19 protein-coding genes and 1 tRNA gene are annotated in these 24,481 nt (G+C 44.3%); 8 read left to right on the forward strand and 12 right to left on the reverse strand.

What is annotated here, in order from left to right; translation table 11 throughout:
- The 7 genes from B5D48_RS07120 to B5D48_RS07150 all read right to left on the reverse strand — a co-directional run.
- Positions 1-323: PAAR-like protein (locus B5D48_RS07120; protein ID WP_078801708.1), on the reverse strand; the 323-nt coding region annotated here is incomplete at its 3' end.
- 3 nt (positions 324-326) lie between these two features.
- Complete coding sequence (locus tag B5D48_RS07125) at positions 327-1,172, reverse strand: hypothetical protein (RefSeq protein WP_023936959.1); 846 nt, start codon at positions 1,170-1,172, stop codon at positions 327-329.
- 16 nt (positions 1,173-1,188) lie between these two features.
- Positions 1,189-3,060, reverse strand: coding sequence for a phage baseplate assembly protein V (locus B5D48_RS07130; protein WP_023936960.1), 1,872 nt, complete (start codon positions 3,058-3,060; stop codon positions 1,189-1,191).
- A gap of 53 nt (positions 3,061-3,113) precedes the next feature.
- Positions 3,114-4,508: a DUF5458 family protein gene (locus tag B5D48_RS07135; RefSeq protein WP_023936962.1), complete on the reverse strand. Its 1,395-nt coding sequence runs from the start codon at positions 4,506-4,508 to the stop codon at positions 3,114-3,116.
- A gap of 15 nt (positions 4,509-4,523) precedes the next feature.
- Positions 4,524-4,985, reverse strand: a complete 462-nt coding sequence (locus tag B5D48_RS07140) for a hypothetical protein (RefSeq protein ID WP_023936964.1) — start codon at positions 4,983-4,985, stop codon at positions 4,524-4,526.
- 103 nt (positions 4,986-5,088) lie between these two features.
- A complete protein-coding gene (gene tssD / locus B5D48_RS07145; protein WP_023936966.1) occupies positions 5,089-5,481 on the reverse strand; it encodes a type VI secretion system tube protein TssD in 393 nt (130 codons plus the stop codon).
- A gap of 171 nt (positions 5,482-5,652) precedes the next feature.
- The gene (locus B5D48_RS07150; protein WP_023936968.1) at positions 5,653-5,862 is read right to left on the reverse strand and encodes a hypothetical protein; all 210 of its coding nucleotides are present in this window, start codon (positions 5,860-5,862) and stop codon (positions 5,653-5,655) included.
- A gap of 191 nt (positions 5,863-6,053) precedes the next feature.
- Between B5D48_RS07150 and B5D48_RS07160 the strand changes: the two genes are divergently transcribed.
- Together B5D48_RS07160 and B5D48_RS07165 are read left to right on the forward strand one after the other, a co-directional pair.
- Positions 6,054-7,481, forward strand: a complete 1,428-nt coding sequence (locus B5D48_RS07160; protein WP_023936971.1) for a tetratricopeptide repeat protein — start codon at positions 6,054-6,056, stop codon at positions 7,479-7,481.
- A gap of 61 nt (positions 7,482-7,542) precedes the next feature.
- Positions 7,543-8,418: a nucleoside phosphorylase gene (locus B5D48_RS07165; RefSeq protein ID WP_023936972.1), complete on the forward strand. Its 876-nt coding sequence runs from the start codon at positions 7,543-7,545 to the stop codon at positions 8,416-8,418.
- A 148-nt stretch (positions 8,419-8,566) separates the two neighbouring features.
- Here B5D48_RS07165 and B5D48_RS07170 read toward each other — a convergent pair whose 3' ends face one another.
- Both B5D48_RS07170 and B5D48_RS07175 read right to left on the reverse strand, forming a co-directional pair.
- Positions 8,567-11,497, reverse strand: a complete 2,931-nt coding sequence (locus tag B5D48_RS07170) for a M16 family metallopeptidase (protein ID WP_023936974.1) — start codon at positions 11,495-11,497, stop codon at positions 8,567-8,569.
- An 82-nt stretch (positions 11,498-11,579) separates the two neighbouring features.
- Complete coding sequence (locus B5D48_RS07175; protein WP_023936976.1) at positions 11,580-14,081, reverse strand: TonB-dependent receptor; 2,502 nt, start codon at positions 14,079-14,081, stop codon at positions 11,580-11,582.
- 1,018 nt (positions 14,082-15,099) lie between these two features.
- Between B5D48_RS07175 and B5D48_RS07180 the strand changes: the two genes are divergently transcribed.
- The 4 genes from B5D48_RS07180 to B5D48_RS07195 all read left to right on the forward strand — a co-directional run bounded on the left by B5D48_RS07180 (position 15,100) and on the right by B5D48_RS07195 (position 17,894).
- Entirely contained in the window at positions 15,100-16,404 is a 1,305-nt protein-coding gene (locus tag B5D48_RS07180; RefSeq protein ID WP_042120207.1) for a hypothetical protein, read from the forward strand.
- 36 nt (positions 16,405-16,440) lie between these two features.
- Positions 16,441-17,439 carry an SPFH domain-containing protein gene (locus tag B5D48_RS07185; RefSeq protein WP_023936981.1) on the forward strand — a complete coding sequence of 333 codons (999 nt, stop codon included), beginning with the start codon at positions 16,441-16,443 and terminating at the stop codon, positions 17,437-17,439.
- Positions 17,440-17,465: 26 nt separating this feature from the next.
- A complete protein-coding gene (locus B5D48_RS07190; protein ID WP_023936982.1) occupies positions 17,466-17,711 on the forward strand; it encodes a hypothetical protein in 246 nt (81 codons plus the stop codon).
- 109 nt (positions 17,712-17,820) lie between these two features.
- Positions 17,821-17,894 (forward strand) — tRNA-Arg (locus B5D48_RS07195).
- Positions 17,895-18,149: 255 nt separating this feature from the next.
- Here the strand turns inward: B5D48_RS07195 and folB are convergent.
- The 3 genes from folB to B5D48_RS07210 form a co-directional block, all read right to left on the reverse strand.
- Positions 18,150-18,527: a dihydroneopterin aldolase gene (gene folB / locus B5D48_RS07200; protein ID WP_023936983.1), complete on the reverse strand. Its 378-nt coding sequence runs from the start codon at positions 18,525-18,527 to the stop codon at positions 18,150-18,152.
- 8 nt (positions 18,528-18,535) lie between these two features.
- A complete protein-coding gene (locus B5D48_RS07205; RefSeq protein WP_023936984.1) occupies positions 18,536-19,483 on the reverse strand; it encodes a cation diffusion facilitator family transporter in 948 nt (315 codons plus the stop codon).
- Between the two features lie 83 nt (positions 19,484-19,566).
- Positions 19,567-20,502, reverse strand: coding sequence for a mechanosensitive ion channel family protein (locus tag B5D48_RS07210; RefSeq protein ID WP_023936985.1), 936 nt, complete (start codon positions 20,500-20,502; stop codon positions 19,567-19,569).
- A gap of 20 nt (positions 20,503-20,522) precedes the next feature.
- Between B5D48_RS07210 and B5D48_RS07215 the strand changes: the two genes are divergently transcribed.
- Positions 20,523-21,389 carry a tetratricopeptide repeat protein gene (locus tag B5D48_RS07215; RefSeq protein WP_143742824.1) on the forward strand — a complete coding sequence of 289 codons (867 nt, stop codon included), beginning with the start codon at positions 20,523-20,525 and terminating at the stop codon, positions 21,387-21,389.
- A 2-nt stretch (positions 21,390-21,391) separates the two neighbouring features.
- Complete coding sequence (locus B5D48_RS07220) at positions 21,392-24,472, forward strand: PD-(D/E)XK nuclease family protein (RefSeq protein ID WP_023936987.1); 3,081 nt, start codon at positions 21,392-21,394, stop codon at positions 24,470-24,472.
- Positions 24,473-24,481 lie beyond the last annotated feature (9 nt).

Here is a 24,481-nt window from a genome sequence, read left to right on the forward strand (position 1 = left end):
GTCAGAGTATAGAAAATCCTAATCCGACCACCCAGCGAACAGAGTAACTCACTATTTTCGAGTAGAAGAGGATTCCCTCCCAGGCGAATCTTCTCTGTTACATTGACCCAGTCTATAACGGGAGCTGTACAAGGCGACCCATTGCAGCAGGCACAGGCACCGAACGGATCGAAATTGACTGCCAATACCTTGTCCATCCGAGTGCACATATGCTCGCCCATAATGACCGTTTCTCGGTAAGAGAGGCTTCGCAACTGCGAAGGCTTTACTCCTTTGTCACAAACCAGCCAGATTCCTTCAGGGACATATTTCTTTCCAGCCATAGATTACTCCCCCTTGGGCAAATGAGTTAAACGAAGAATTTTCTCGTAATGGAAAAGGTTGGGGATTTCAACGGAAAAAACCAGTCCACTATGCGTTATCCATCGATAGCCGTCAAGATCAAACGTTTCTACATATCTTAGTATGGGTTTCCCTGCCTTGATGCTCAAGTCATCGGCCAATACTTTAAAATGGCGTGCCATTTCCCGATGGTCGAAAATCGGTTCATCAAGCTGTCCTTCTCTGATAATAGTTACCTTATCTTTCAGAATGTCCCATCTTTTCAGGGTGGTAATGATCCGTATAGGCAATGATACCTTCCCGAAAAAATCGTGATATGATTTGTGCTGTTCTATGGAGTCTCCCGGTTTTTCAAGACAGTTATACATCGGAGGGAAAAGCAATGTGCCCATATCGCTCTCTTCAAAAACCGTTTTCAGCTCTTCAGGAGCTATGCATAAATTATCAATGCTTGCCAATACTTCGGCCTTATTTTCGAGAAAAGTCAGGTTCTTTTCAACCTGCGGACGCATTCTGTACCATTTTTCGGCAATTTCATTCTGATTGATGATACGAATAATAGCACCGGTATTATCCGTTTCTATCAGAACCCCATCCCAAAGCATAACAGTCGAGGCCTCTGCCCTGCGGATTCCGTCCATATTGCTCTGTTCCCACCCCGATATCTCGATGCGGTAGACAAAACGGTTTTTAGCTGTGTCCGTGAGGATCTTTTTTATTTCTGACCTTACCCTGTTTTCATTGGGTAATCCGCCGAGGACAACGCGCTGCAAAGCCTCCATTCGGTAAGTCTCGATCGTTTTATACGCATCGGGATACAGTCTTTTCATCGTGTTGCTCATTTACTCAAGAGTTAATCTCTACTTTCCCTCCCGAAACATATGTTTTTTCTCCTCCGCCGACTTTTGTCTTCGAAGAACCCTTGAGCGAAGCCTCGGCAGATGCGCTTTCTATTGACACTGACCCTGTCTGTGCAAGTGTTTCGATACTCCCATCCGCAGCAGTTGTGATGATACCATCTTTCGAGATTTCAATCCTGTTCTTTCCGACTTGGATTGTTATTTTCGTTTTCCCGTCAATCAGGATATTACCTTCTGCATCAGCAGATATAACAGCCTGAGCGGGCTGTTCTTTTGTTGCTCCGACATTAATGGAGCTTTTGTTTCCGGCATTGATGGAATGGGAAATGTTTGCGTTAGTAGTAGCATTCCCTTTCCCATCAAAACGCATTTTTACACTATCGGGATCGGCCAGTAATATAGATCCATCTTCATCATTCAACTCTAAGCGATTTCCACTTCGAGTGGAAAGACTTTTGATCTTATTATCAACACCTCCTCCAATACCACTTTTCCCATGAAAGAGACTTCCCATAACGAACGGGCGGTGTGGGTCACCATACTCGAATCCTACCATCACTTGATCTCCTACCTCTGGAATAGCCACAAATCCCCTGTTGGTAGTTACTTTTTTGCTACTGCCGGCATCGGGAGTCTGTACACGCAGCCAGTTTGTGGAAAGTCCTTTGGGCTTCTGCCAGTCGAATTGTACCTTTACTCGGCCGTGATTCTTTGGGTCTTTATTATCCGAAACGATGGCCATCTCTGGGTAGGCTTTCACTTCTCTGGAGTATGCTTCCGGCACACAATCAATCAGTGCAGGTGAGGCTAAGAAACGGTTTGAATAGTTCTTACCCCCTGTGCTGACATAATGCTGGATGGCTGTTATGCGGTATTTGCCCAAAGCAGGAACATCCATTGCTTCAGGGAAGAGTATATCCACCACAGAACCCAAGGTGATACGACAAGTTTGCGTTTCTGCTTCAATATATAACATCCTGCCGACGGCATCGGCTTTACGTTCTTCGACCAAATCCTGTAAATTGAATTCCGTGTAGACGGGCGAGTTGGAGGGGATGACTCCTTTCTCAGGGAAGAGTCGATCAGCCCGATTGACTACGTCGTCGATCAATGGATTTCCACCGGGGATTTGATCATCGGCTTGGAAGCGCAGGAATTTGTCTTCTTCAGCAGCATAGTCGTAATGGGCATATTTTCGAGGTCTGGCTGATGCTCCTGTTCGTAGATTTAGTAAATCCTTGTCAAAGAAGAGTTTTTCGGAGTCTGCACTTTTCGGTGTTCCAAAAAATAGCGTCCTACCATCGTAATAGAATAGTTCTCCATAGATACGAGAGAGACGATTGAGAAACTCGAAGTTACTTTCTCTGTATTGCATGGCATAGGGTAGTATGCCTTTGTATCGCGGATTACATTCCACTTTGAAGTAGGTGTCTCTTGTCACTTCAGAGACAATGCCCGAAAGTTGTTGGTCGATGAAAGAGTTCATTGTAGGAGCTCCATCTAAACTGACTACATCGCCCCTTCCTATGATTCGCATCCTGCTGGAGCGTAGATGTACACCTCTGTCTGCAGACTCTTCCCCTGTATCAATACGAATATCCGTGACCCAACCGGAAAATTCATAGAACTGACCAGATACAATATGATCGAAGCGGATCAGTACTCGCGCACCGACCGCCCCGATCAGTTTTTCGGGAGTTTCTTTCCAGAGCTGATTGTGTGTAGGATATTCTCTGATTATTTCGAACCGGTGGCAAGAGTTCATTGTCTGATCGAGAATTAAGGATTCAAAAAGAATCTCCTCTCCGTCAAGACGTATCTTCGTTTTTACCGCATTCAAGTTCGTTCCTGCTCCCATGATAGTTTCTTTTTTTGTTCTGTTAAGTTTGGCCGAACATAACAGGAGAAGTATTATTTCTCCTGTTCATATTCGCTGTTCCAGCTGGCTTCGTCATCTCCCTTAGTCCCATCCAGCTTGATAACAAAGCTCTTGGCAGGGAAATATGGCGTGATATGGATATCCAGATAAATGCGGTCCTTTTGGTATGGATCCCTTTCTAACCGCACAATCTTTGAACGCTCTATCAGACGATCGGGCCCCTGTATATTGTCCAGGAACTTTACGATCTGACTGCGCAGATCACGCTCAGTTTTCCCACTCCAATTCTCGAAAGAGCGACGATTCAGGAAATCGAATAGCACTTTGGTGATGTAGTCGAAAACTCGAACTACCGAGTAGGTTTGTAGGCCAAGATTGTCTCCATTAAAGAGGGTCTTGGCCGAGAAGGCCATGACCTTACCGTATTCATTAACCATAGGTACCAAGCCCATGGAATCGAGCTGAGAGATTTCGCTTTTTTTCAGAGGGAATGCAACTGCATCGACTTCGTTCAGACCTCCATGTTTCTTGCCGGCCGTCACCTGAGACATGAGAGTGTAATAGACTTTTCCCGCAAGTGCAGATGCCGGAGAAACGTGCAGATCGTCTGTCTCTCCTATTTCTTTATAGGCCCCACGTCCTACCAGCCAATTGCAACACATAACTGTATTACACTTGAAAGTGTCACCTCCCGATAGATTTGAGCTAAAGAACATGTCCACAACATCGTCAGGTTTTTCGAGGTCTGCAAAATCTGTAAATAACATGACCTTGTTGTTATTTGCTATTTTGGCCCACTTCTCCACTACCTTGTTTGATCCAAGGTAGCCAGGTATGACAAGCAGGGAATAGTTGTTCCGCAAGTCTAGACGGTCATAGTTCTGTTTCAGCTCGTCGGCGACAAAATCGATAAAGCGGGAATTATCCAAATCGGTTAGCTGTTCTGGAGTAGCATTGACGATAGTTATGTTCGTGAGTTTATCCGATTCTGTATTCTTATAGAATAGCTGTACAGCACGGTATGAACGCTCCAAATCCTTGACCGCTTCCACCGCTGTTAGCTGATTTTTCGAGAGTAATTCGGATACGGTAGAGGCCTTGCCTTGGCATTCTTCCACCATTTGGGCTACATCCTTATTGCCCGAGAGGAGTTCGAGCCAAAGGTCTATCTTTTCTGCCAAATCCTTACGTTCTCCTTCTTTCTGTTCCTCAAGCAGGAACATTTTCTTACGAGCTTTGCGTTCCGGATTCAGGTTTTGGATTCCATCGATAGCTGATTCCAAAAAACTGAACCCTCCGAATCGCGACAACCCGGCCAAGGCGGTATCCAAAGATTGCTTGGAGAACTTTTCTGCGAGTTTTTCCCGGAATTCAGGCTGTAAGGATGTGGCCTGTTCTGTCTGTTGCTTCAGTTCTTTATCTGCCATTGCTTATGTAGGGGGTTATTGTGCGGATGATGTTTCTTGAAGTTCTTTCTTTAATTCTGATAAGGCATCGATGAGAGCTTGTCGGCTTTCCGGACTCTCCAATGCCCGCTGAAGCACCTTGTTCGAACGAAGTTGCTTCACCAATTTGCTGTAGAAATCTTTTTTGATTGACAAGTTGTTCAGGAAGCGACTTCCCGCTGTCATGTTCTTGACTTGGAAATCTGCAGTACTATTGAAGCGGAAATTTTCTTTCACAGGTTCTCCCTCAGCGTTTTCAAATTCAACATCGACGTTCGGCTGGAAAGCCGCAAAAACTTCCTCGATGGTTGTCAGTCCTTCCACTGTTTCAGGATTGATAGGATCATCCGCTGTCAATTTTTCTATCAGAAGAGTTCGATTTTCTGGAATGTCGGCAATGGCTTCCGAAGCATCTATTTTTACTTCGTTACCGCCAATTTCGTAGTTCAGTATGCCCATGGAATAGTCTGTATTATGGTTGGAATCCAGTTTCTTTTTTTTCCAAAAACGGGCGCCGGCCCGGACAAGGGAACGACACCCGTTTTGAATCCGTCTTAGGAGATCAATTGGTCGGCCAGTTCTCCTCGTACTGTGCTCCACCGATCTTGATGGTTTGTGCTGAAATGGTTATAGCCAAAGACATGGGGTTCTCACCTACGATGTCGATGCCTTCTTCGAATTCGATGATGTAAGCATTCTCGAAAGACAATTCTTTCATCTTGGCTTCCTCATCTCCTTTCTTGAAAACAATGCTACCGTTAAATGGCTTGAATTGATTCACCATGTGCTCCAAAATCGTGGTATCAGCAGTCGATTCTACACGAACACGAATACGCCCACCATAGATGTTGGATGCAGGACGCCCTTTGGAGTCTACATCGCGGCGAAGCGAATACTTGCATTCAAGAACATCGTATTCCTTTCCGCCTAAGTTGAGAGTTGATCTAAATGCCATAGCTCTACAAAATTTAGTTAGGTTAGAGTAGTTTTTAAGTGAATTTCCCACAACATGGAGCATTAAGATTATACCTAAAGCTCCTCATACACAGGAAACAACACTGCAAGGTAAGTATTTTTATTTAACACTCAAAATTACGCTTTTCTCTCCTCTGCGAAGTATTACTCCTTATCCATTCTCTTCTCCATGGATGAAATCGGTCAGGTCGAAACCCTTTGATTGATAGAAGTCAATCAAACGATATTTATGAGATCTATGAATAATGACAGTGTGCTTAAAAACTTCTTGCTGGATTGTAGCCCCAAGCCAATTCAAGACATACTGAGGGATTAGATAGGCCCCTATTAAGAGTTGGACAGGGAATCTCTTAAGAGGCATTTTATGCAGCCTTTTTACGAATTTGTTGGAGATCTTGCCTATGATTGATTCGATTATAAGCCTTGAATAATCTCCTTGTTCTTTTCCTTTGAACATATGGGTGAGAGACAGCTGTAAGATGTGCAGCCTTGTAGCCCTCTGGCTTTTGGATTACCTTTATCGGAGGTATTACAAAAGCCAAAAAAGAATACATGACAAGAGATATAGGTTTTATTCGTCTTTCATCGATATTGTCATTGCGCTATTTGCTCTTGATGATCTTTCTATTTGGAAGTACAGAGAGTGGGTACAAACTTGTTGCACAAAACAGTGAAACTTCTTCTTTGGAGGCAATAGCTGAGTTGTATCGGAAGAATCCTCGCAAACGGACCTATGCACTTCGCTATGGCCAAGCCTTGATAGAGCACAAAGAGTACCAGAGAGCTGTGACTGAGCTACGGACTGCTGCCAAACGAGAACCCGAACTTCATCGGATACTTGCTCAAGCCTATTTCCATTCTTACTTCTTCTCAGAGGCCAGACAGGAAGAGGATGCCTACATTGCATTCTTGAAGAAACAGAAGAAGCCGACAGAGGATGCGTTGCATTTTCTTGACAAAATAGATCGGGCAGCCGCTATGATGGAGCAGGTCGCCAGAGTAGAGGTGATAGATAGCTTGGTGATTCCTGCCAGAGAATTGATCAATGCTTATAGTAGATTGTCTCCTGAAGCCGGTCGGATCTTGTCTGGGGCTGATATGAATGGGACTGACCGTTACATCACAGCTCATATAGATGCTCGTAACCAAAGAGCTGTAGCCGGAGCCCGCAGAGCAGGGAGAGGAGGTACCGAATTGGTCGAATTGAGGAAAATAGGTTCTCGATGGGAAGAAGTCCGATCACAAGAAAACCTCAATAAAACAGGTACGGAAAACTACCCCGGGATGAAACAAGATGGTTCGACTCTATTTTTCTGCAGAGAGGATAATGAGCGAGGTTTGGGTGGTATGGATATATATATGACTCGGCGCAATGCTTCCGGTGAGTTGTTCCTTGATCCTACTCTTCTTGGTATGCCTTATAATTCCATTTACAATGATTATCTGCTTGTCTATGATGAAGGCCGTGGAGTAGGCTACTTTGCTTCCGACCGTTACCAACCACAAGGTTGGGTCTGTATATATACTTTCTTGCTTGATGACATAAATACTCAGCTCCCAACTGATGATTTGGACCGAAAAAGAACTCAAGCCACACTCCGATGCATTGCAGCAACGCAAGAGATCGGTACTGACTATACTGAGAAACTCAAGTCTCGTACTGTGGACACTGCCGATGCTCATGTCGAGGAAGTTAATCTCTTGGTGGAAGGTCGCAGGTACAGATATTGGACTGATTTTCGCAGCTCCAAAGGAGCCGAACTATATCGACAGATGCTTGACCGAAAAGATAAGCTTGAGCTTGTGTTGAAAGAACTGGGGCGAATGAGGTCAGTATATCGACAAAACCCTAACCGAAGGGTAGGACTGAGGGATCGTATCTATTCCTTTGAGGAGCAAGAATTATCTCTTCGACGAGAAATAGCGCAACTGAAACAGGATTGTCTTGCAGCAGAATTGTCCCGAAAAGGAGGAGAATGATGCGAAGAAATCCTATTCTGATATAAACAAAGTCAATTAACCAATAAATAGAGAATAGACCATGACAAAGAGAATTATTCCGGCATCTGAACTGATCATCAATTCGGATGGGTCCGTATTTCATTTACACATCAAACCAGAACAGCTTGCTGATAAAGTCTTTCTGGTGGGGGATCCAGCTCGTGTAGATATGGTGGCCAAACGCTTTGATAGCATAGAGTGTAATGTTTCCAGTAGAGAGTTTCATACTATCACCGGGACCTACAAGGGCAAGCGCATCACAGTGCTTAGTCACGGGATAGGGACGGACAACATCGATATTGTGCTCAATGAGTTGGATGCACTGGCTAATATAGATTTCCAGACCAGAGAGGTCAAGGATTCTTTTCGCCAGCTGACGTTGGTGAGAGTAGGTACATCCGGTGGACTGCAAGACAATACAACGATTGGGACTTATGTAGCTGCAAGCAAAAGTATTGGGTTCGATGGGGTGATGTATTTCTATGGGAATACCGAGCAAATAAGAGATTTGGCTTTTGAGAAAGAGCTTCTTCGTCAGCTGGATTGGCAGCTGGATGGTCTCAAGCCTTATGTCGTATCTTCCGATGAGGGATTGGTAGACCAAATATGCCAAGACGATGTCTTGCGTGGAGTTACAATTGCTGCCAATGGTTTCTACGGACCACAGGGCCGAAAATTACGCATAGAACTGAAAGACAGCGAACTGAATAAAAAGATACAGGCATTTGATTACGATGGTAAACGTATTACCAACTTCGAGATGGAGAGCTCTTCGTTGGCAGGATTGGCTGCACTGATGGGGCACCGAGGAATGACTGTCTGCTGTATCATTGCCGGTCGTAAGAATGAGAAGATGAATACTGACTACAAGAGCAGTTTGGAAAATCTGATTGATATGGTTTTAGATCGCATTTGACAATTTTAGCAGACAGCTATATTTGAGAATAAGAGAAAGTCTCGTTTCCCTTTATCAAATTATTTCCCAATAATCTAAAAAGAGGGTGTGCCATCCAAAGTGTGGCACACCCTCTTTTATTGTGCAATGGGGATTAGCTCTTGCGAACTTATTCCTTATTGTTGAAGATATAGTCTATATCGAGCTTTTCTACAGTACCGAGCTGACGCATCAGATCCAAAGGCAAGTCACTTTCTCTACCGATGAGAACAAAAGTATAATCGTTACCCTTGATTGTTTCGTTGAAGAAGGTGAGCAAGTCTTGCATCGTGATCTTTTTGACTTCCTCGTAGATCTCGCGCGCATTGTTTTGATGGATCCCTTTGCGTTTGAGCCCTTCGTAAGACCAGAATATATTGTCCTTGGTGATACGCTGAGATTCTATCTCCTGCAGTACATAATTTTTAGCTGCTTCAAAACTCTTTTCGCTCTGAGGCATATCCTGTACCAGGCCTTGCATGGCGTGGAATGCATCGGTGAGTTTGTTGGATTGTGTACCGATGAATGCGATCACGTGATTATACCCCTCCTTCTTTTTCGCACGAGAGTAGAATGCATAGGCCGAGTATGCCAAACTCTTGGCCTCACGGATCTCTTGGAAAACAATAGAAGACATGCCACCACCGAAATAAGCATTGAACATCAACGCCAAAGCCTCTTCTCTCGGATCATAGACTTTTACTCTGCGGATCATGTTGATTTGAGCTTGTACCATATCGTAGTCGGTATAGTACACTTTGCCCCCAGTCGGCTGTTCTTTGTAGATGACAGGAGTAGGATATTCTTTTTGCCCAAAGTGATGATAAGCACTGAGAGCATTCTTGGCTTCGGACAACCTGTTGCCGTAGTAGAATATACGGTGTTTGTAGTTTGTCAGATCCTTGATAATGGCTGTAAGTTCTTCCGGCTGTATAGCCATAAGCTCTTCTCGAGAGAGGATGTCTCGTCTGGCAGAAACCTCTCCAAACATGGCATAAGCAGTTGCGGCATTGAAGATCCGATTCTTGTCATTCTTTTCCTCTTTACGATCTTTCAGGGTGAGAGCAATCATTTCCTGCAGGGCTTTGCTGTCAGGCTTTACATTGGCGAGCAGTTCCTCGAATAGCTTTACTCCTTTTCCCATATTGCGGCCCAAACCGGAGAGCATCAAATAAGTGCGATCTTGACCGGTACTTACACTATAGTCGATACCAAGCTTGTAGAACTCTTGCTTTACTTCTTCTGGACTGAGTTTGTCTGTTCCCAGGAAATTTAGATAAGAGGTTGCCAACTCTACTTTCTTATCATTGCTGCTTCCCATATCGAAAATAAAGTAGAGATGGAAGAGGTCGTTATCCGGGTTTATGATATAGTCGATCTCATGACCCTTCACCGATTCCTTTTTGATTTCTTTCTGATAGTCGACAAAGAGAGGTTTGATCCGAGGAGCCTCTTCAGACAAGATCTTGGTACCGAACTCCGAAATTACGCTTCGGTCTATCTCAAGAGGAGTGATAGCCGGCTTTTCTACACGTATAAGGTCTTCGTTCTCACCCTGACGCTTCAGTATTTCCACGTAGTTATTGCCATAGTGTTTATTGGCAAAGGCTACGATGTCAGCTTTTGTTACCTTGCGCATCTCACTGATACGTGATACTCGTTCGCTCCACGGACGCTCTTGTATGAAGGAAGCGCAGAGCACCTCGGCTATGCTACCGGCATTTTTGAGGGAGGCGATTTCACTAAGCTCCAAATCATTCACTACAGCCTCCAAAAGCCAGTCGGGGAAATCCCCTTTCTTAATCCTTTCTATTTGCTCCAAAAGAAGCTCTTTTACTTGCTCGAGTGTTTGACCCTCTTTCGGGATACCATAGAAGCTGTGCAGGCTGTACTCTTTTAGGATGAGAGGAGAACATCCGGCCATAAAGACTTTTTGACCCTGATTTAGAGACAGGTCTATCAAGCCTGCCTTACCATTGGTCAGTAACATATCTATAAGGGATATGTATATATCATCTTTGCTGCCCGTGCCTCCGTCAAAACGATAGGTCAGGTATATATTTTCCGCATCCTTGCTGTATAGCTCGCGAACAACCGGCTTTTCTATCGGCTTTTCTCTGGGGAATGTTTTTTGAGGGACAGGTTTGGCTTTTTTGTTGCCGAAGTACTTGTCTACCATGGCGATAGTTTCATCGTACTCCAGATCTCCGACCAATATCACCGCATAGTTGTTTGGCACATAGTAAGTATTGAAATAGTTGTGTATGGCAACCATGGATGGAGATTTGAGGTGTTCGGAGGTGCCGATGGTTGTCTGCTGTCCATATGGGTGTGTGGGGAAGAGGGCTTCTCCCTGGGTCTTGTTGATACGTCTGTTGATATTGTCTTGACCCATGTTGAACTCTTCGTACACGGCCTCGAGTTCGGTGTGGAAAAGTCTCAGTACCAACTCTCCGAATCGTTCGCTTTCGATTTGCAACCAGCGGTCGAGTTGGTTGGAAGGGATGTTGTTTACATACACTGTTTGTTCCACCCAAGTGTAGGCATTGGTACCCGTGGCTCCCAATGAAGTGGTAAGACGATCGTACTCGTTGGCTGCTACATATTGAGCTGCGATTTGTGAGATAGAGTCAATCTGGCGGTAGAGATGCTTGCGCTTTTCCGGGTCTTTTGTGGCCTTGTGTGCCTCATAGAGGTCTGAAATTTTGGCCAGCTCTACTTTTTCTTTTTCCCAGTTCAGAGCTCCCATTTTGGAAGTACCCTTAAACATCATGTGTTCCAGATAGTGGGCCAAGCCAGTATTGTCGCTCGGGTCGTTGTTAGATCCGGTGCGCACAGGAATGAGAGTTTGGATCCGAGGGGATTCGGTATTCCTGCTCAAGTAAACTTTCAGCCCATTTTTCAAGGTGTACATTCGAGAGTGGGTAGGGTCTCCCTGCACCTCCTCGTAAATGTAGCCTCGGGCATCTGTCTTTTTCACAGTTTTGAATTGCTGTGCTTGAGCCAGTACCGAGACAGAGAACAGGCAAACTGCGATAAGCAGAATTTGTTTGATCTTCATACGGCGATTCTTTTTGATTGATACATGAAATAATTGCTATCACAAAGGTAAGCAAGCTTAAGGGAATTGGAATTTTTGTGGCTTACATACCGGCCTGTATTCCTCCTTTGTTTTGATTGTCTTTGCCTGTTCCCAAATCATCATTCACTATGCTTCGGGTAGTCTTTTTCACTTGAGAGGAAAGGCTGCCAAATCGATAAGAGATATTGAAGTGTATGTAACGATTAACATTATAGTTTTCGGAGATCAATTTCATATCCTTTGTATCTGTGATGGATTCGAAAAGCGACTCTTTTGTCCATGGATTGGATATTCCTAAAGAAACATTGAGTCGCCCCAATAGGAAGGTTTTGGTGATAGAAATAGCATCGTAGAACATCGTTTTCGATACGGATTGCAAACTTCTACCCGCGTTATACAGTCCAAAGTAGTAGCTGGCACTCCAATCTTTGGGCATCATGATTTGAGTGTAGAGAGAGCCGTTATAAGACCAATCCGAGGCTTTCAGATCGAGTTGTTTGGCATCCCAAGTCGTATAGGCCGCTGAGGCATCAAGGGAGAAGCGAATAAAAGTGAAGGGCATAAAGAATAGATGAGAAGAAAAGCTGGGCCCATAGGATCGTCCAAAATTCCCATAAGATTTCAATAGCACTCCGGGTAGATGAGGATGAGGAGCATACCTCTCCTCTATTATATTCTCCGTATAGAGATAACTTGCCGAAAGCATCGCCGTGATCACAGGATGTGTGTAGGAATAAGACAATGTCCCTGTATGATTACGGGCTGGGTCGAGATTTGGATTGCCCTGCTCGTGTACGTAGGCTGTCTCCTTTACGTAGGGATTGAGCTGTGTAATATGAGGGCGTTTGATGTGGAAGTTGTAAGCCAACTTGATTTGTTGGCTATCCGAGGGCTTATAGTCGAAGTTGACTTCCGGTATCCAGTCAAAGAAATTGTCCTTGTAGTTGGCTTGAGGTAGATCTTTGTATTCGATGTGCAGTTGACCTCCCTCCAGTCTGGCTCCGGCTTTTGCCGACCAACGATCTCTTTTGTAGGTATAGGCTGCATATCCTGCCCAGATGTTGTAGTAGTGGAGAAAATCTGTGAAGTTCATTTCTTCTCCGGGTTTGGGCATCAAGGGACGCCATTCTCCGGCAGCTTGGTCGAAATACTTATGTGTGGGGTTGGAGAAGGCATAGCGGTGTATGAATTTTGCACCTACTTCTACCATATGTCTCGACAAGAACGGACGTACATAGTCTATCTGTGCCGTATGTTCCCATAGCCCTGCATCCGTATTGCCCTTTTTTATGGAGTCGAGACCACTCGCAGATTGTTTGTAAAATGTGTTTCGAGAGAAAGAGGACCTTGGGCTGTAGGATGCTCGATAGCTCAGTGTAAGTAATTCGTTGGGGATAAGTGTACTGTGTTGGTAGTCCAATCCGGCTTGTATGTTCCCTCCGGAACTCTCATCTCTATTTTGGAATTTGTATTCTTTTAGCAAATTCTCCTTGTGTAAGAATCTGTTTTCCCCATTGGTAGTGAAAGTCGTTTTGTTTGGGCGAAGAGCCAAATTTGCAGTCAGTAGGTTCAGAGAGTCCAGCTCGAAAGACAACAGTGCATTGCCATATACAGAGGAGAATACAATATCATCTGTCCGATAGCGTATTTCATTGCGTGTATCATTTCGTTTGTTGATCTGACTAAGATTGTTCCTTGATTCGGCAGTCCCTTTGTTCAGTGTAAAATTGCTTGACAGACCCCATTTCCCCTTTTTCATGGCCAAGTATACTGTGGCGGCTCCGAAAGCAGGGTAGCCGGTGTAAGCCGAAACCGAACCCATCAGGCCGTCACCGGTAGCCTCGTCAGTTACAATGTTGATAATAGCATTGATCCCTTCCGCCTCATATTTTACTCCCGGCTCCGTTATGACCTCTACTTTTCTGATCGTAGCAGCAGGTATAGAGCGTAATATATTTTTAGGATCCTGATCGAACATGGGAGAAGGCTTGCCATTGAAGAAGATCCGGAAGTTACTTGACCCTTTGACTTGAATATTCCCTTGGCCATCCACCGTTACCAGAGGTACCTTGCGCAGCATATCAAGTAAACTCTTTGTCGGAGCTTCCCTGTCTTCTTTCATTGCATAAGACAGTCGGTCGATCTCCATTTTCACCAAAGGGCGCGCACTCACCACCTGCAACTCATTTAATTGGGTAGACTCGTCATCGGTCATGAACAGCTTCCCCAATTTGATCTCTTTTTCGCCCTCTTTGGGGCTGATATTTATCGGGTTGAATTTCTTTCCTACATAGGAGCATTCTATTTTGTAGTTTGTCGCATAGGGTAGGGCGATGCGGAAGTATCCCTCATTGTCCGCCACCTGCCCGTATTGTTCCTCGATCTCTCCGATACGAATAGAAATGGCCACGGTGGCAAAAGCAATTGGCTTTTGATCCAAACTATCTGTAATTGTACCACTAATACGGACTTGAGAGTTGTCCGTACTCTGAGCAAACGAAACTGTACTGTGTGACAGGATGAGAGCCGTCAGAACACAGATTAGGTAGTAAATCTTCTTCATAAGAAAAACGAATTTATTAGCATCGCACTATGCGTTTGATATTCTGTTGGTTGAGAACCTATTAAACCCTTTCATTCTAAGTTGTATACCCACTGTATTATTTATGGGATACAGCAAAGGTAGAGATGTTTATCAAAAAAGCAATAGGCGAGGGAAAAATAGTAAGTAGAGCATTGAACAAGCTCTCTAAAGGCTATTTTAACGGTTTTTTGTCCGAACTTAGTGGGGTGTAGTAACCGTAAAATGTTGATACATAGAACGAAAGAAGTGTATTTGGGGTGCATGGACAAACCTAAATGTCGATAATAATGCAATGGGTATTGCTCCATGCAATGGTTTCAAAGGGAGCATATCATCCTTTGTCCTTCCATTGACTGAATTGTTGTGCTTTTGTAAATTTTCATCTCTGTTCTAAGTGAGAAAAATAGACGAAAAAGAACCCAAATATCTGGAGCAGATTTCCTCCCCTCGAGGCGTTTCTAATCTGCTTTCCAGAATGCCCTATTCATCGGCATTCTGAGAGGGTCGAATTTCTCTCCTGAGAGAATTTTTGCTAACACAGGAGAGAATAAAATTTTTCTCAGGAGAGAATTTTTGTTCTCTCCCGTGTTATAGAAAAATAGAATCTGAGGGAATCAGAAATGGGATAAAAAACATGGCAAAAGGAGTCTCATTTTGAGCCTAAAAAGGTCATTGTAAGAGAAATGAAATGAAGCAAAAATAAACAAATAAACATATTCTTGAGTGATGTTTATATCCGATATTTGATTAGAGAAGATCCTCCATTTATTTCAAGGAGATACCTGCTCTGGTCAAAAATCGACTCAAATTTGATGGTGGAGTAAATGACGGCATCAGTAAACGAAGTCAGGTGCTGTGCTACACATTCTACATCCTTTGCTTTCATTTTGTACAGATTTCTGAGTTAAATATATTTCATATTGTTTGTGTCTGCATTGTTTTGTAAAATATTGGAGAATAGAGTTTTTTGTATGTTTGTACGGAATACTTCAGCAAGATGGCTAAGAAGATAAAAGCAATAAAATGCCCACAATGTGGCAGTACAAAGGCGAAAGAGCTGCGTGAGGATTATTATCGCTGCGAGAGTTGTCGTGCGGAGTTTTTTATTGACTCCGATGATATTGTCATCCACCATAAATATGAGCATCCTCTAAGTGGTCCTTTGAATTCTCTGGATGATGTAAAGCTCAGAAAGAGAATTATTTTTTTCGCATTGATTGTCATGCTAATGGTCGTTTCTGTTTTCGTCTTTTCACCTGGTTTTTGGGGATCCTACTCTCATTCTTCCTTTAGATCTGAAAAGATTGGTCCATTCTGGAGCCTTGTCGAAGGATTTGGCGGGTTTGCTAATGATCAAGGGGAAGGAATGATTTTGCTTGTCGCCGATAGGACCTCAGAGGGAGAACGTCAGCCGAGCTTTGGTATTTATCGGGCTGATAACAAGAAGGAAATCCTGATTCGTCCGATAAAGGGGTTGGAAAAAGAAGATTTGTCTGATGCCGAGATTGTATCATTTGAAAACGGAGATGTTTATGCCATCATAAACGAAAGCAGGCTTTTCAAGTTGAATCTCTCTACGTACGAGCTCGAAGAGATTATTTTTGAAAAACTGAATCTGCCCGAACTGGCTGTGGGTGTCCATGAAATCAACTTTTATGATAGATATGGTGATGCTTTGCATGTGTTAAATAATTTGGGCAAGAGGTTCTGTTATTATCCTCTTATCAATCAGGTTTACCCAACAGACAACATTGGCGATGTATTCAGACAGGTGCCTCCTGATGCAAAGAAACGACTGGGATTTCGATTCTCGACGGCTTCCAGAGAGTATCCGGATGAGAGGATACAATTGCTCAAATATTACTATTGGCATCGCATGGGGTATCCATTCGAAAAGCCCTGCTTTGAATGGAAAAAGCTATACAATTACAACAAGACTACCTTTACAACCTATCAGAAAGGGCTTTTGAGCGATTATGGGGAAAAGAAAGCTCGATTGATTTCATATCAGGATTTTACTCCGGATCGGCATTATTTATGGGGACGGGTCATGGCCTGTAATGATGATCATGTGCTGATCTCATTCAGAACGGTTCTTTCGGGAGACCCTATTGTGCAGTTGCTCGACAGCAAAACAGCAGAGGTTTTGTGGACAATACCGTCCAATATACCCTATTGGGAATATGGCCATTTTGTCGAAGTGAAAGACGGTTTCCTCTTTACATCCCATAAGGAGTCGTGGCTGGTCAATACAAAAAATAAAACGTGCAAATATTTCAAATGGGATTTTGATCAGATTTAGCACAAAAGTGAATACCATAAGAACTGAGAAGTAGCTATGAGTCTTTTGAACATCTTCAACAATCAACTTTCCAAAGTCATCCAATGGGCAGGAGAGCCCGGAATACTTTGGTATAAATTCCCGCACAAACGCGACGAGATTATAAATGCGAGTAAACTGATTGTTGCTCCCGGGCAAGGTTGTGTCTTGGTGTATGAGGGACAGATTGCCGATATAATCGAGGAAGATGGTATTTTCAACCTCGAAACGGATAACCACCCCTTTATTACAACCCTGTCAAAACTTAGACAGAACTTTGAGAGTGAGCATAAGTTAGCGATCTATTTCTACCGCCGGGCTCAAGTACTTAATCAGTCTTGGGGCACTGCTTCTCCGATCAAGTTTGTTGATAGAGAGTATAAGATCCCTGTGGAATTGGGCTTAAATGGCAATTTCTCATATCGAATATCCAATCCCAAGTTCTTTTTCACGGAAATTATCGGTACTCGAGACGGAGTCCCGACGGAGGAGATTAGTGAGACTATCACAGAGCGTATCTTGCAACTTATCGCAAGTGTCATTCACGAGAAGAAGTATTCATTCATCGAGATTGATGGGCACATCCATGATATGTCTCTTGAGGTTGCAGCAAAAATCAATGAGGAATATACGCAGCTTGGATTGCAACTCACCGATTTTCGAGTTGAGGGTACACAGTTCGATGAGCAAACACAGGAGCGGATCAGTCGGGTAGCAGATGTCTCTGCCGATGTCAAAGCAGCCGAACAGGCTGGGTTGAGCTATGTGGAGCTGGAGAAGTTGCGTGCTTTGCGTGATGCCGCTCGGAATGAAGGCGGTTTGGCTGGAGCCGGATTGCAATTGGGTGTTGGGATGGAGATAGGGAAGAAGTTTAATGAGCAGACCGATAGCCACTTATCTGCGCCTAACACCACAACAGACGAAAAACTGCGAAAACTCAAACTCTTGTTGGATGAGGATATTATCTCGCAGGCAGACTATGAGGCCAAGAAGCAGGAGATATTGAGCAAATGGTAGTGTTGTAATAAATCAATTGTTGAGCAATGAGATATGTTGTTGGAACGATTGTGACGGTGCTGATTTTCTGTGCCGTTGCTTATTTTACGTTGGATCTTTGGGGAATTGAGAGTCCTATCACATTGGAGCAACTTCAAAAAGGATTCAAAACGGCTATAGTTGTAGGAGGAGCTTCTCTGCTATGGCTGATCATTGTTTCTTTTTTCTTCAAGAATAATGCAAAAGGCTACGACCGGACCAAGGGCAGGGTAGCAAAACGCAAAAAGGAGTAGATAAGATTAGTTTCCTCTGCTATACAAAGCTTTCTCTCAGGGTAGAGGAATATGTCTGCCAAGAGAAATTATTGCTATCTTTGCGACGCTTTAGTCAAGCACAAAGTGAGGTTGGGTAGCTCAGCTGGATAGAGCAACTGCCTTCTAAGCAGTCGGTCCCGGGTTCGAATCCCGGCCCAATCACATGAATTAGGTTATCCCGAGACTCGTTCCAAAGAGCGACTCTCGGGATATTTCTTTTTCTGAAAAGAGGGGACTTTTATACGAGTTCCAAAATGGCAATTATAACCTGCCATTTTACCGACTCTTCAGAATGCGCTAATCTCGAAAGCTTTGAGACTGAGGGTACAAGGGAAATGTCCTTGTCTTTATAGCTGGCCCGAATGTCGATAATAGTGTAGCGAGTACTGTGTTATGCAACAGACTCAAGAGACTTTCTTATGAACGAATGTAGGAAAGGGAGACCGAAGCGGACTTTACATCTCCTCCGAATGGAGGGTTTTGTTTGGCAATCGTTATACAAGCTGATTCTACATTGGGGTATTCTTCTGCAATGCATCTGAGGATACGTCCTGCTACATGTTCGAGGAGTAGTGAGGGAATATCCATTTCTCTTTTTACAAGCATATAAATGTCAGCATAGCTGATAGTGTCTTCTATATTGTCTGAAAAGGAAGCCTTCGTAAGGTCTGTTTCTAAGTTTAGATCCAGAATGAAGGTGTTTCCGACTTCTCGCTCTTGTGGTAATACACCGTGGTAGGCATAAAACTTCATTTCATGCAGCCGAATGGATCCTTTGACTTCAATTTTGTTCATGTCCCGGTTTATTTCTTTTGAATATATGGTTCTATATGTATCATGATATGTGTATCGCTTCCATATTTGTCTCTCAAGGCAAATTCTATCTGGTCCGATATCTTATGTGCCTGCAGTACCGTCAATTCTGCTCCAACTTGTATGTCGCATTCTATAGCCCAGCAGTTTCCCAGATCTCTGGTGTGCAGGTTGCAGACATTTTGTACTCCGGGAGTCGTCCGGATGAGATCTACGATGTCTCTACGTATATTTTCAGGCAGACTGGCTTCTACCAGACCGTTGAGAGCTGGCCGTAGTAAACTTGTGCCCACTCTGATTATAAAGAAACTGACAACTATGGCTGCCATTGGCTCTAACACTGTCCATTGAGGACCCAAGATGATAGCACCCCCTATACCGATGAGTGTGGCGATAGAGCTGTATGCATCAGACCTGTGGTGCCAGGCATTGGCTTCTACCGAGCCGGATTTTACCTGATGGGCCACTCTCAGGGTCACATGGAATAGAATCTCCTTGATGAGGATACTCACCACGGCCATCCACAAAGCAATCTGTCCCGGCACGGCAATGGGTTTTCCCTCTACATAGTATTCGTAGATCATCCTGCCTCCATTGATCATTAGCATGGTTCCGACAAGAAGTAGCACCAATGCAATAATACTGGTAGCCATGAGTTCGAACTTCCCATGTCCATAGGCATGATTGTGATCTTTGGGTTTTCCGGCAATGCGAACAAAAAACAAGACAACCAGATCCGTTACAAAATCAGAAAGAGAGTGTACAGCATCGGCAATCATGGCTGCCGAATTGCCTAATGTCCCGGCCAAAAATTTGAGTCCAATCAATAGTGCATTGGCAACTGTTCCCACTGCCGTGATTTGAAATATCCGAGCCGAACGCTTCCTTGCTCCAAGAGGACTATCAGAGGCGGACGGGGGGATTTTTTGCAGACTCATAACTCAGGATACATTAAGGCTACCAATGCGGACACGGTGAATAGTTACAATTGAAACACAGAGCCGATACGGCTTGAATCCTATTAAGCATTCTCTTTTGTGGAAATTTCTGTTTGGTCTTTGTTCGCTGCATGGTGGATGGTAAGCTGAGGGAAAGGGAAGCTGATGCCCAAACGGTTGAACTCTGCATAAACCCGTCTGTTGAAATCCCAATTGACATCCCAATAATTTTCCGGTTTGCTGTATGCACGAACCAATACTTTTACGGAGCTGTCTCCCAACTCATGTAGGACCACGTAGGGAGCAGGATCCTCCAGTATTCTCTCATCCGAAGCGATAAGCCGGCCTATGATCTCTTTTACTTTTTCAAAATCTTGATTGTATTCTATTCCGATCGTCCAAGAGTTTCGCAGGAAAGTTTCCTTGCTTACATTGGTTACTTCATTGGATGCCAACTTGCCATTGGGTATGTATACCATCCGGTTTTCAAACGTACGTATCACTGTGTGGAAGATCCCTACAGCTTCTACTTTACCTTCAAAGTCTGCTGCCGTAATGATATGGTCGTTTACCTGAAACGGCTTGCTCAACAGGATGATTAGCCCTCCTGCCAGATTTTGCAACTGACCACTCAAGCCCATCCCTATGGCCACACCAGCCGAGGCCAGTAATGCCGCGAAACTAACAGACTGCACTCCCAAGATAGAAGCAGTCAGTACGATCAGGAAAATAAATAGAGAGATAGATGCAAACGAATGGACGAATGTAATTACAGCTTTGTCGATGTGACGTTTCCTCAGTATATGATCCAACCACTTGACCAACAAAGAAGCCAGCAGCCTGCCAAGGTAGAATACAATCAGAGCGATTACTACCTTAATCCCGAAATTCATTAGCTTTTGCAACCATCCGGAGAGTAGTTGTTCGTAGTCTATGTTTTTCAAGTCTTGCAGGGAGTGTTGCTGTGCAATGGAATCCAGACCGGATATGCTGGATAGGAAGGACAAAGCTTGGGGCATATTTTGTGTACTTTTGCTAAGTGATACCGAAGACAAATATACTAAAAACGCTCTGTTTTACGACCTTGTTACTTGCCTTATGTGGCTTGATGGGAGGCCGACTTCATGCGCAAGAATATTCTACCGAGATTGTGGCAGATAGCTTGACTCGGCTCGTCCAAGCTCAATCGGAAGCAATTGATCGGGGAGATTATCCCGAGGCCGAAAAACTACTCCGTCAGGCTCTACCTCTTATTCGAGACAAGAACGCCAGGGCTATGCTGCTTACTAATTTAGGGACTGTTTACCAACGTCTGGCCCAACTTGATCAAGCTCTTCTATCCTATTCCGCAGCCTTAGCTCTGAATGAAGATTTGGCTTCTACTCGAGACAGCAGAGCTATGATCTATGCTGCTACTGGTAAGATGCAGCAGGCTGTGTTGGACTACAGCTATCTCTGCCAACTTTACCCTCTGAACGAGATATATCGCTATAAGCGAGCTATGGTCTATGTCAGCATGAAGAGATATGCGGAGGCCGAGGCAGACTTGTGTAGTATATTGGAGCATAATACCGGTTCACTCAAAGCATCCGAAGGGTTAGCTTTGGTATACACGCTCACAGGGCAATACGACAGAGCCGAGCGACTATATAATGATTTGATAGAGAAATTGCCCGGGCAGAGTCTTGGATACGAAGGCAGGGCAAGGCTTTTTCTTCTTAGTGGGAAACCCGGCTTTGCTCTCAGGGATATAGATAAAGCCTTTGAGTGTACTGATCAGCCTTCGGCAGCCCTTTATCGTTTGCGAGCCGACATATGCCAAATAATAGGGGATGAAAAGGCAGCCCATGCAGACCGAAGTATGGCAGAGCGGATGACCTCTGCGCAAATTCGGGGAGACCGATAGATATGGAACAGGAAAAATCCTTACTTCGCTTTATTGCACAAGAAGTCTTGCTGGAGCATGATATCAAAGACCTCTATAAGCTCTCTTTTATTTTCCCATCCCGGCGAGCAGGAGTATTCTTTCTTCGTGAGTTGAGTTTACTTGTCGAGGACAGGCCTTTTTTCGCTCCACGTATAGAGACGGTAGATAGTTTTATTTCTCAGCAATCAGCCTTTCAGGCAACGGATTCTTTGTCTTTGCTCTTTGAGTTGTATCTGGCTTACTCCGAGTTGTTGCAAGACCAGGCTCAATCTTTTGCCGACTTTGCCTATTGGGGGCAGATGATACTCAAAGACTTTGATGATATAGACCGCTCTCTTATTGATGCCGAGGAGATATTCTCCAATGTCGCAGATCTAAAGGAACTCGGAGCAGACCACAGTTATTTGAGTAGTACACAGGTAGATGCTATACGGAGTTTTTGGAAGGATTTTGAGCCCTATGACAAAGACAGTGAGAAGCATGGGCGAAGTGAGTTCCTTTCTTTTTATCGTTCGTTAGCCCCTCTCTACCGGCTTTTTCGGCAAAGATTGCAGGAGCGAGGACAAGCCTACAAGGGGATGATATATAGAGAAGTTTCCGAGCTGGAAGACTTTGCTATACGCCTCTCCAATAGTTCGCAATACTATATCTGTGGCCTTTTTTACTTGTCGCCTTCTGAGATGAGGATTTTCCGGAGGATGCAGAAAAGCGGAAAGCTTACATTCTTTTGGGATCAAAGTGGAGAGGTTGCTCAAGACATGGGGCAAGAAGCCTACGAAATACTGAGAATCAATAAGGAGAAACTGGGAGGAATAGTGTATAGAGGAAATCCTAAGCGTAAGCCTCATATCACTGTCTTAAGTGTACCTTCCTTCAATGCTCAAGCCAAAGCTCTTCCGCAACTGCTGGAGATTGCCGGGATAAACCCTCAAGAGGAACCCGATGCTGTCATTGTCCCAATGGAGGAACGACTATTGACCCCTCTTTTTGCTGCTGTGCCGGAGAGTTTCGATAGATTGAATGTAACGATGGGCTATCCCCTGTCTCTTACCTCAGCTTCCACCTGTCTGATGCTTTGGTGCGACTTGCAGGCCTATCTGTATCAATCCGGTGTCAATTCTTCAAGAGAAACGATATGGCCATACGACAAACTCGTCAATTTGCTTTCCAACCCTCTGATCATCAATGAACCGAGTATCAAGGATAGTGGTATTGCCAAAAAGATAGGTGAATCTCGACTATACTATATTGGTTCCGATTTTATTCCCTCGGATATTCCTTTTCTGAACCTTTTGTTGCATCCAGTCAGTTCTACTGGAGATTTTCTGGAGAGAGCAATTGCTTTGCTTGATCATAGTTTGAGTTCTCTTCTTTTTTCGAGGGAGGAAGATGCAGGTATGCATAAAGCTGAAAGTATCGAGGCTGAATACCTCATTACTCTCAAGCGGATTGTGATTAACCTGCAAAACTTGTGTTTAAGGATTGGGGATACGATTGATCTGCATACGGCTATCGATTTGCTTTCCGGGCAAATTCGTGAGACAACCTTCTCTTTTGAGGGAGAACCTCTTGTGGGGCTGCAAGTGATGGGGCAATTGGAAACCCGTTGTCTGGCGTTCGACAAGCAAATCATTCTTGGAGCAACAGACAACAACTTGCCCGGTAGCTCCATTGCCTCCACTCTGATTCCCTATACTATCAGGCGAGGCTATGGTCTTCCTCATGGTAACGTGGAGCAGGCAACCTTTTCCTACCACTTTTTCCGCCTTATAGCTACAGCCAAAGAAGTCCTTCTTGTCTATGACTCTCGCAGTGCGGGAGGGAAGGCCGCAGGAGAAGAAAGCCGGTATATCAAACAACTATCCTATATATACGACTATCCGATACGTCGCATCAACTTGGATATTCCTGGAGATCTGCCGACTACGCGACCCATCGTTGTTGAAAAAGACAGCCGTGTGCAAAGTTTGTTGTCCGAATACTTCAGCTCCACAGCAGAGCAATGCCAGTCCGAAGGCAGGCTCCCGGCTCTCTCACCCAGTCGTATATCGCAGTATTTGCTCTGTCCACTGAGTTTTTATTTCGAGGTGGTGGAGCAAATTCGGCTGCATGATGAGCCGAACAAGACAATCGAGCCAAACGACTTCGGGAGCATATTGCATCTTTCGATGGAGAGGATATACGATCACCTTACTTCCGATCGGATGAAAAGCCCGGATCCTCAGCTGCATCCGATAAAGGCCTCAGCAATAGAATATTTGCTTGACAAAAGGAACACAGATACGTCCGTGATGCATTTTGTAGAAGAAGCACATGCAGAGTATTATAATACACAAGTCTCCAAGTTGAGGGGAATGTCTGTTGTAACGGTAGATCTCATATCGCAATATGTCCGTAGTATTCTGCAGCATGATATACAACTCATAGAGCAGGCTGCGGAAAAACAGCTCTACTACATAGGATCGGAAAAGAAAGTTACAGGGCAAGTGCCTATTGAATTGAAAGGGGATTGGGAAGGTGGAGTAGGAAAAACGGTCCATATACGTATCAAGGGAACGATTGATAGGCTGGACATGATAGACGGTACGATACGAGTGGTAGACTATAAGAGTGGACCGGTCGAACTTACAGCCAAGGCCGACGATCTCTATTACACAGTAGACCCCAAGAAGGGGTATGAGCAAAAAGCTATCGACCAGACATTGTTTTATTCAGAATTGCTGACCCAAAATCCCTCTTTGTTTCCGGGGTTGGTAGATTACCCGATCTGGCCGACTCTCTATCATGTGCAATCCATAGGAAAAAAGGAGAAGGACGAAAAGGCGGATGGTATATTGAGGATAAGGCAGTGCAGCAGTGCAGAGCTAAAGGACAAAAAAATAAAGGCCCAAGCCGAACTCCTGCCAATCAATAACTACGTCCAACAAGTAGCTGTCAAGTACAGGCCGGCCTTGCGTAGGTGCTTGGAAGAAATTTTTGATGCCGACAGCCCGTTTGTACAAAGAACGGAGGCGGATTTTATATGTGCCTATTGCCCTTTCAATTCCATTTGTGGGCGGTGAAAATCAGAC

The organism is Porphyromonas crevioricanis, assembly GCF_900167225.1.
Lineage (GTDB): Bacteria > Bacteroidota > Bacteroidia > Bacteroidales > Porphyromonadaceae > Porphyromonas > Porphyromonas crevioricanis.

What these genes read in the sequence shown, in the direction of transcription:
- B5D48_RS07125 (WP_023936959.1), bottom strand. Translation starts at nt 1,172, where the DNA reads ATGAAAAGACTGTATCCCGATGCGTATAAAACGATCGAGACTTACCGA.
- B5D48_RS07130 (WP_023936960.1), bottom strand. Translation starts at nt 3,060, where the DNA reads ATGGGAGCAGGAACGAACTTGAATGCGGTAAAAACGAAGATACGTCTT.
- B5D48_RS07135 (WP_023936962.1), bottom strand. Translation starts at nt 4,508, where the DNA reads ATGGCAGATAAAGAACTGAAGCAACAGACAGAACAGGCCACATCCTTA.
- B5D48_RS07140 (WP_023936964.1), bottom strand. Translation starts at nt 4,985, where the DNA reads ATGGGCATACTGAACTACGAAATTGGCGGTAACGAAGTAAAAATAGAT.
- tssD (WP_023936966.1), bottom strand. Translation starts at nt 5,481, where the DNA reads ATGGCATTTAGATCAACTCTCAACTTAGGCGGAAAGGAATACGATGTT.
- B5D48_RS07150 (WP_023936968.1), bottom strand. Translation starts at nt 5,862, where the DNA reads ATGCCTCTTAAGAGATTCCCTGTCCAACTCTTAATAGGGGCCTATCTA.
- B5D48_RS07160 (WP_023936971.1), top strand. Translation starts at nt 6,054, where the DNA reads ATGACAAGAGATATAGGTTTTATTCGTCTTTCATCGATATTGTCATTG.
- B5D48_RS07165 (WP_023936972.1), top strand. Translation starts at nt 7,543, where the DNA reads ATGACAAAGAGAATTATTCCGGCATCTGAACTGATCATCAATTCGGAT.
- B5D48_RS07170 (WP_023936974.1), bottom strand. Translation starts at nt 11,497, where the DNA reads ATGAAGATCAAACAAATTCTGCTTATCGCAGTTTGCCTGTTCTCTGTC.
- B5D48_RS07175 (WP_023936976.1), bottom strand. Translation starts at nt 14,081, where the DNA reads ATGAAGAAGATTTACTACCTAATCTGTGTTCTGACGGCTCTCATCCTG.
- B5D48_RS07180 (WP_042120207.1), top strand. Translation starts at nt 15,100, where the DNA reads ATGGCTAAGAAGATAAAAGCAATAAAATGCCCACAATGTGGCAGTACA.
- B5D48_RS07185 (WP_023936981.1), top strand. Translation starts at nt 16,441, where the DNA reads ATGAGTCTTTTGAACATCTTCAACAATCAACTTTCCAAAGTCATCCAA.
- B5D48_RS07190 (WP_023936982.1), top strand. Translation starts at nt 17,466, where the DNA reads ATGAGATATGTTGTTGGAACGATTGTGACGGTGCTGATTTTCTGTGCC.
- folB (WP_023936983.1), bottom strand. Translation starts at nt 18,527, where the DNA reads ATGAACAAAATTGAAGTCAAAGGATCCATTCGGCTGCATGAAATGAAG.
- B5D48_RS07205 (WP_023936984.1), bottom strand. Translation starts at nt 19,483, where the DNA reads ATGAGTCTGCAAAAAATCCCCCCGTCCGCCTCTGATAGTCCTCTTGGA.
- B5D48_RS07210 (WP_023936985.1), bottom strand. Translation starts at nt 20,502, where the DNA reads ATGCCCCAAGCTTTGTCCTTCCTATCCAGCATATCCGGTCTGGATTCC.
- B5D48_RS07220 (WP_023936987.1), top strand. Translation starts at nt 21,392, where the DNA reads ATGGAACAGGAAAAATCCTTACTTCGCTTTATTGCACAAGAAGTCTTG.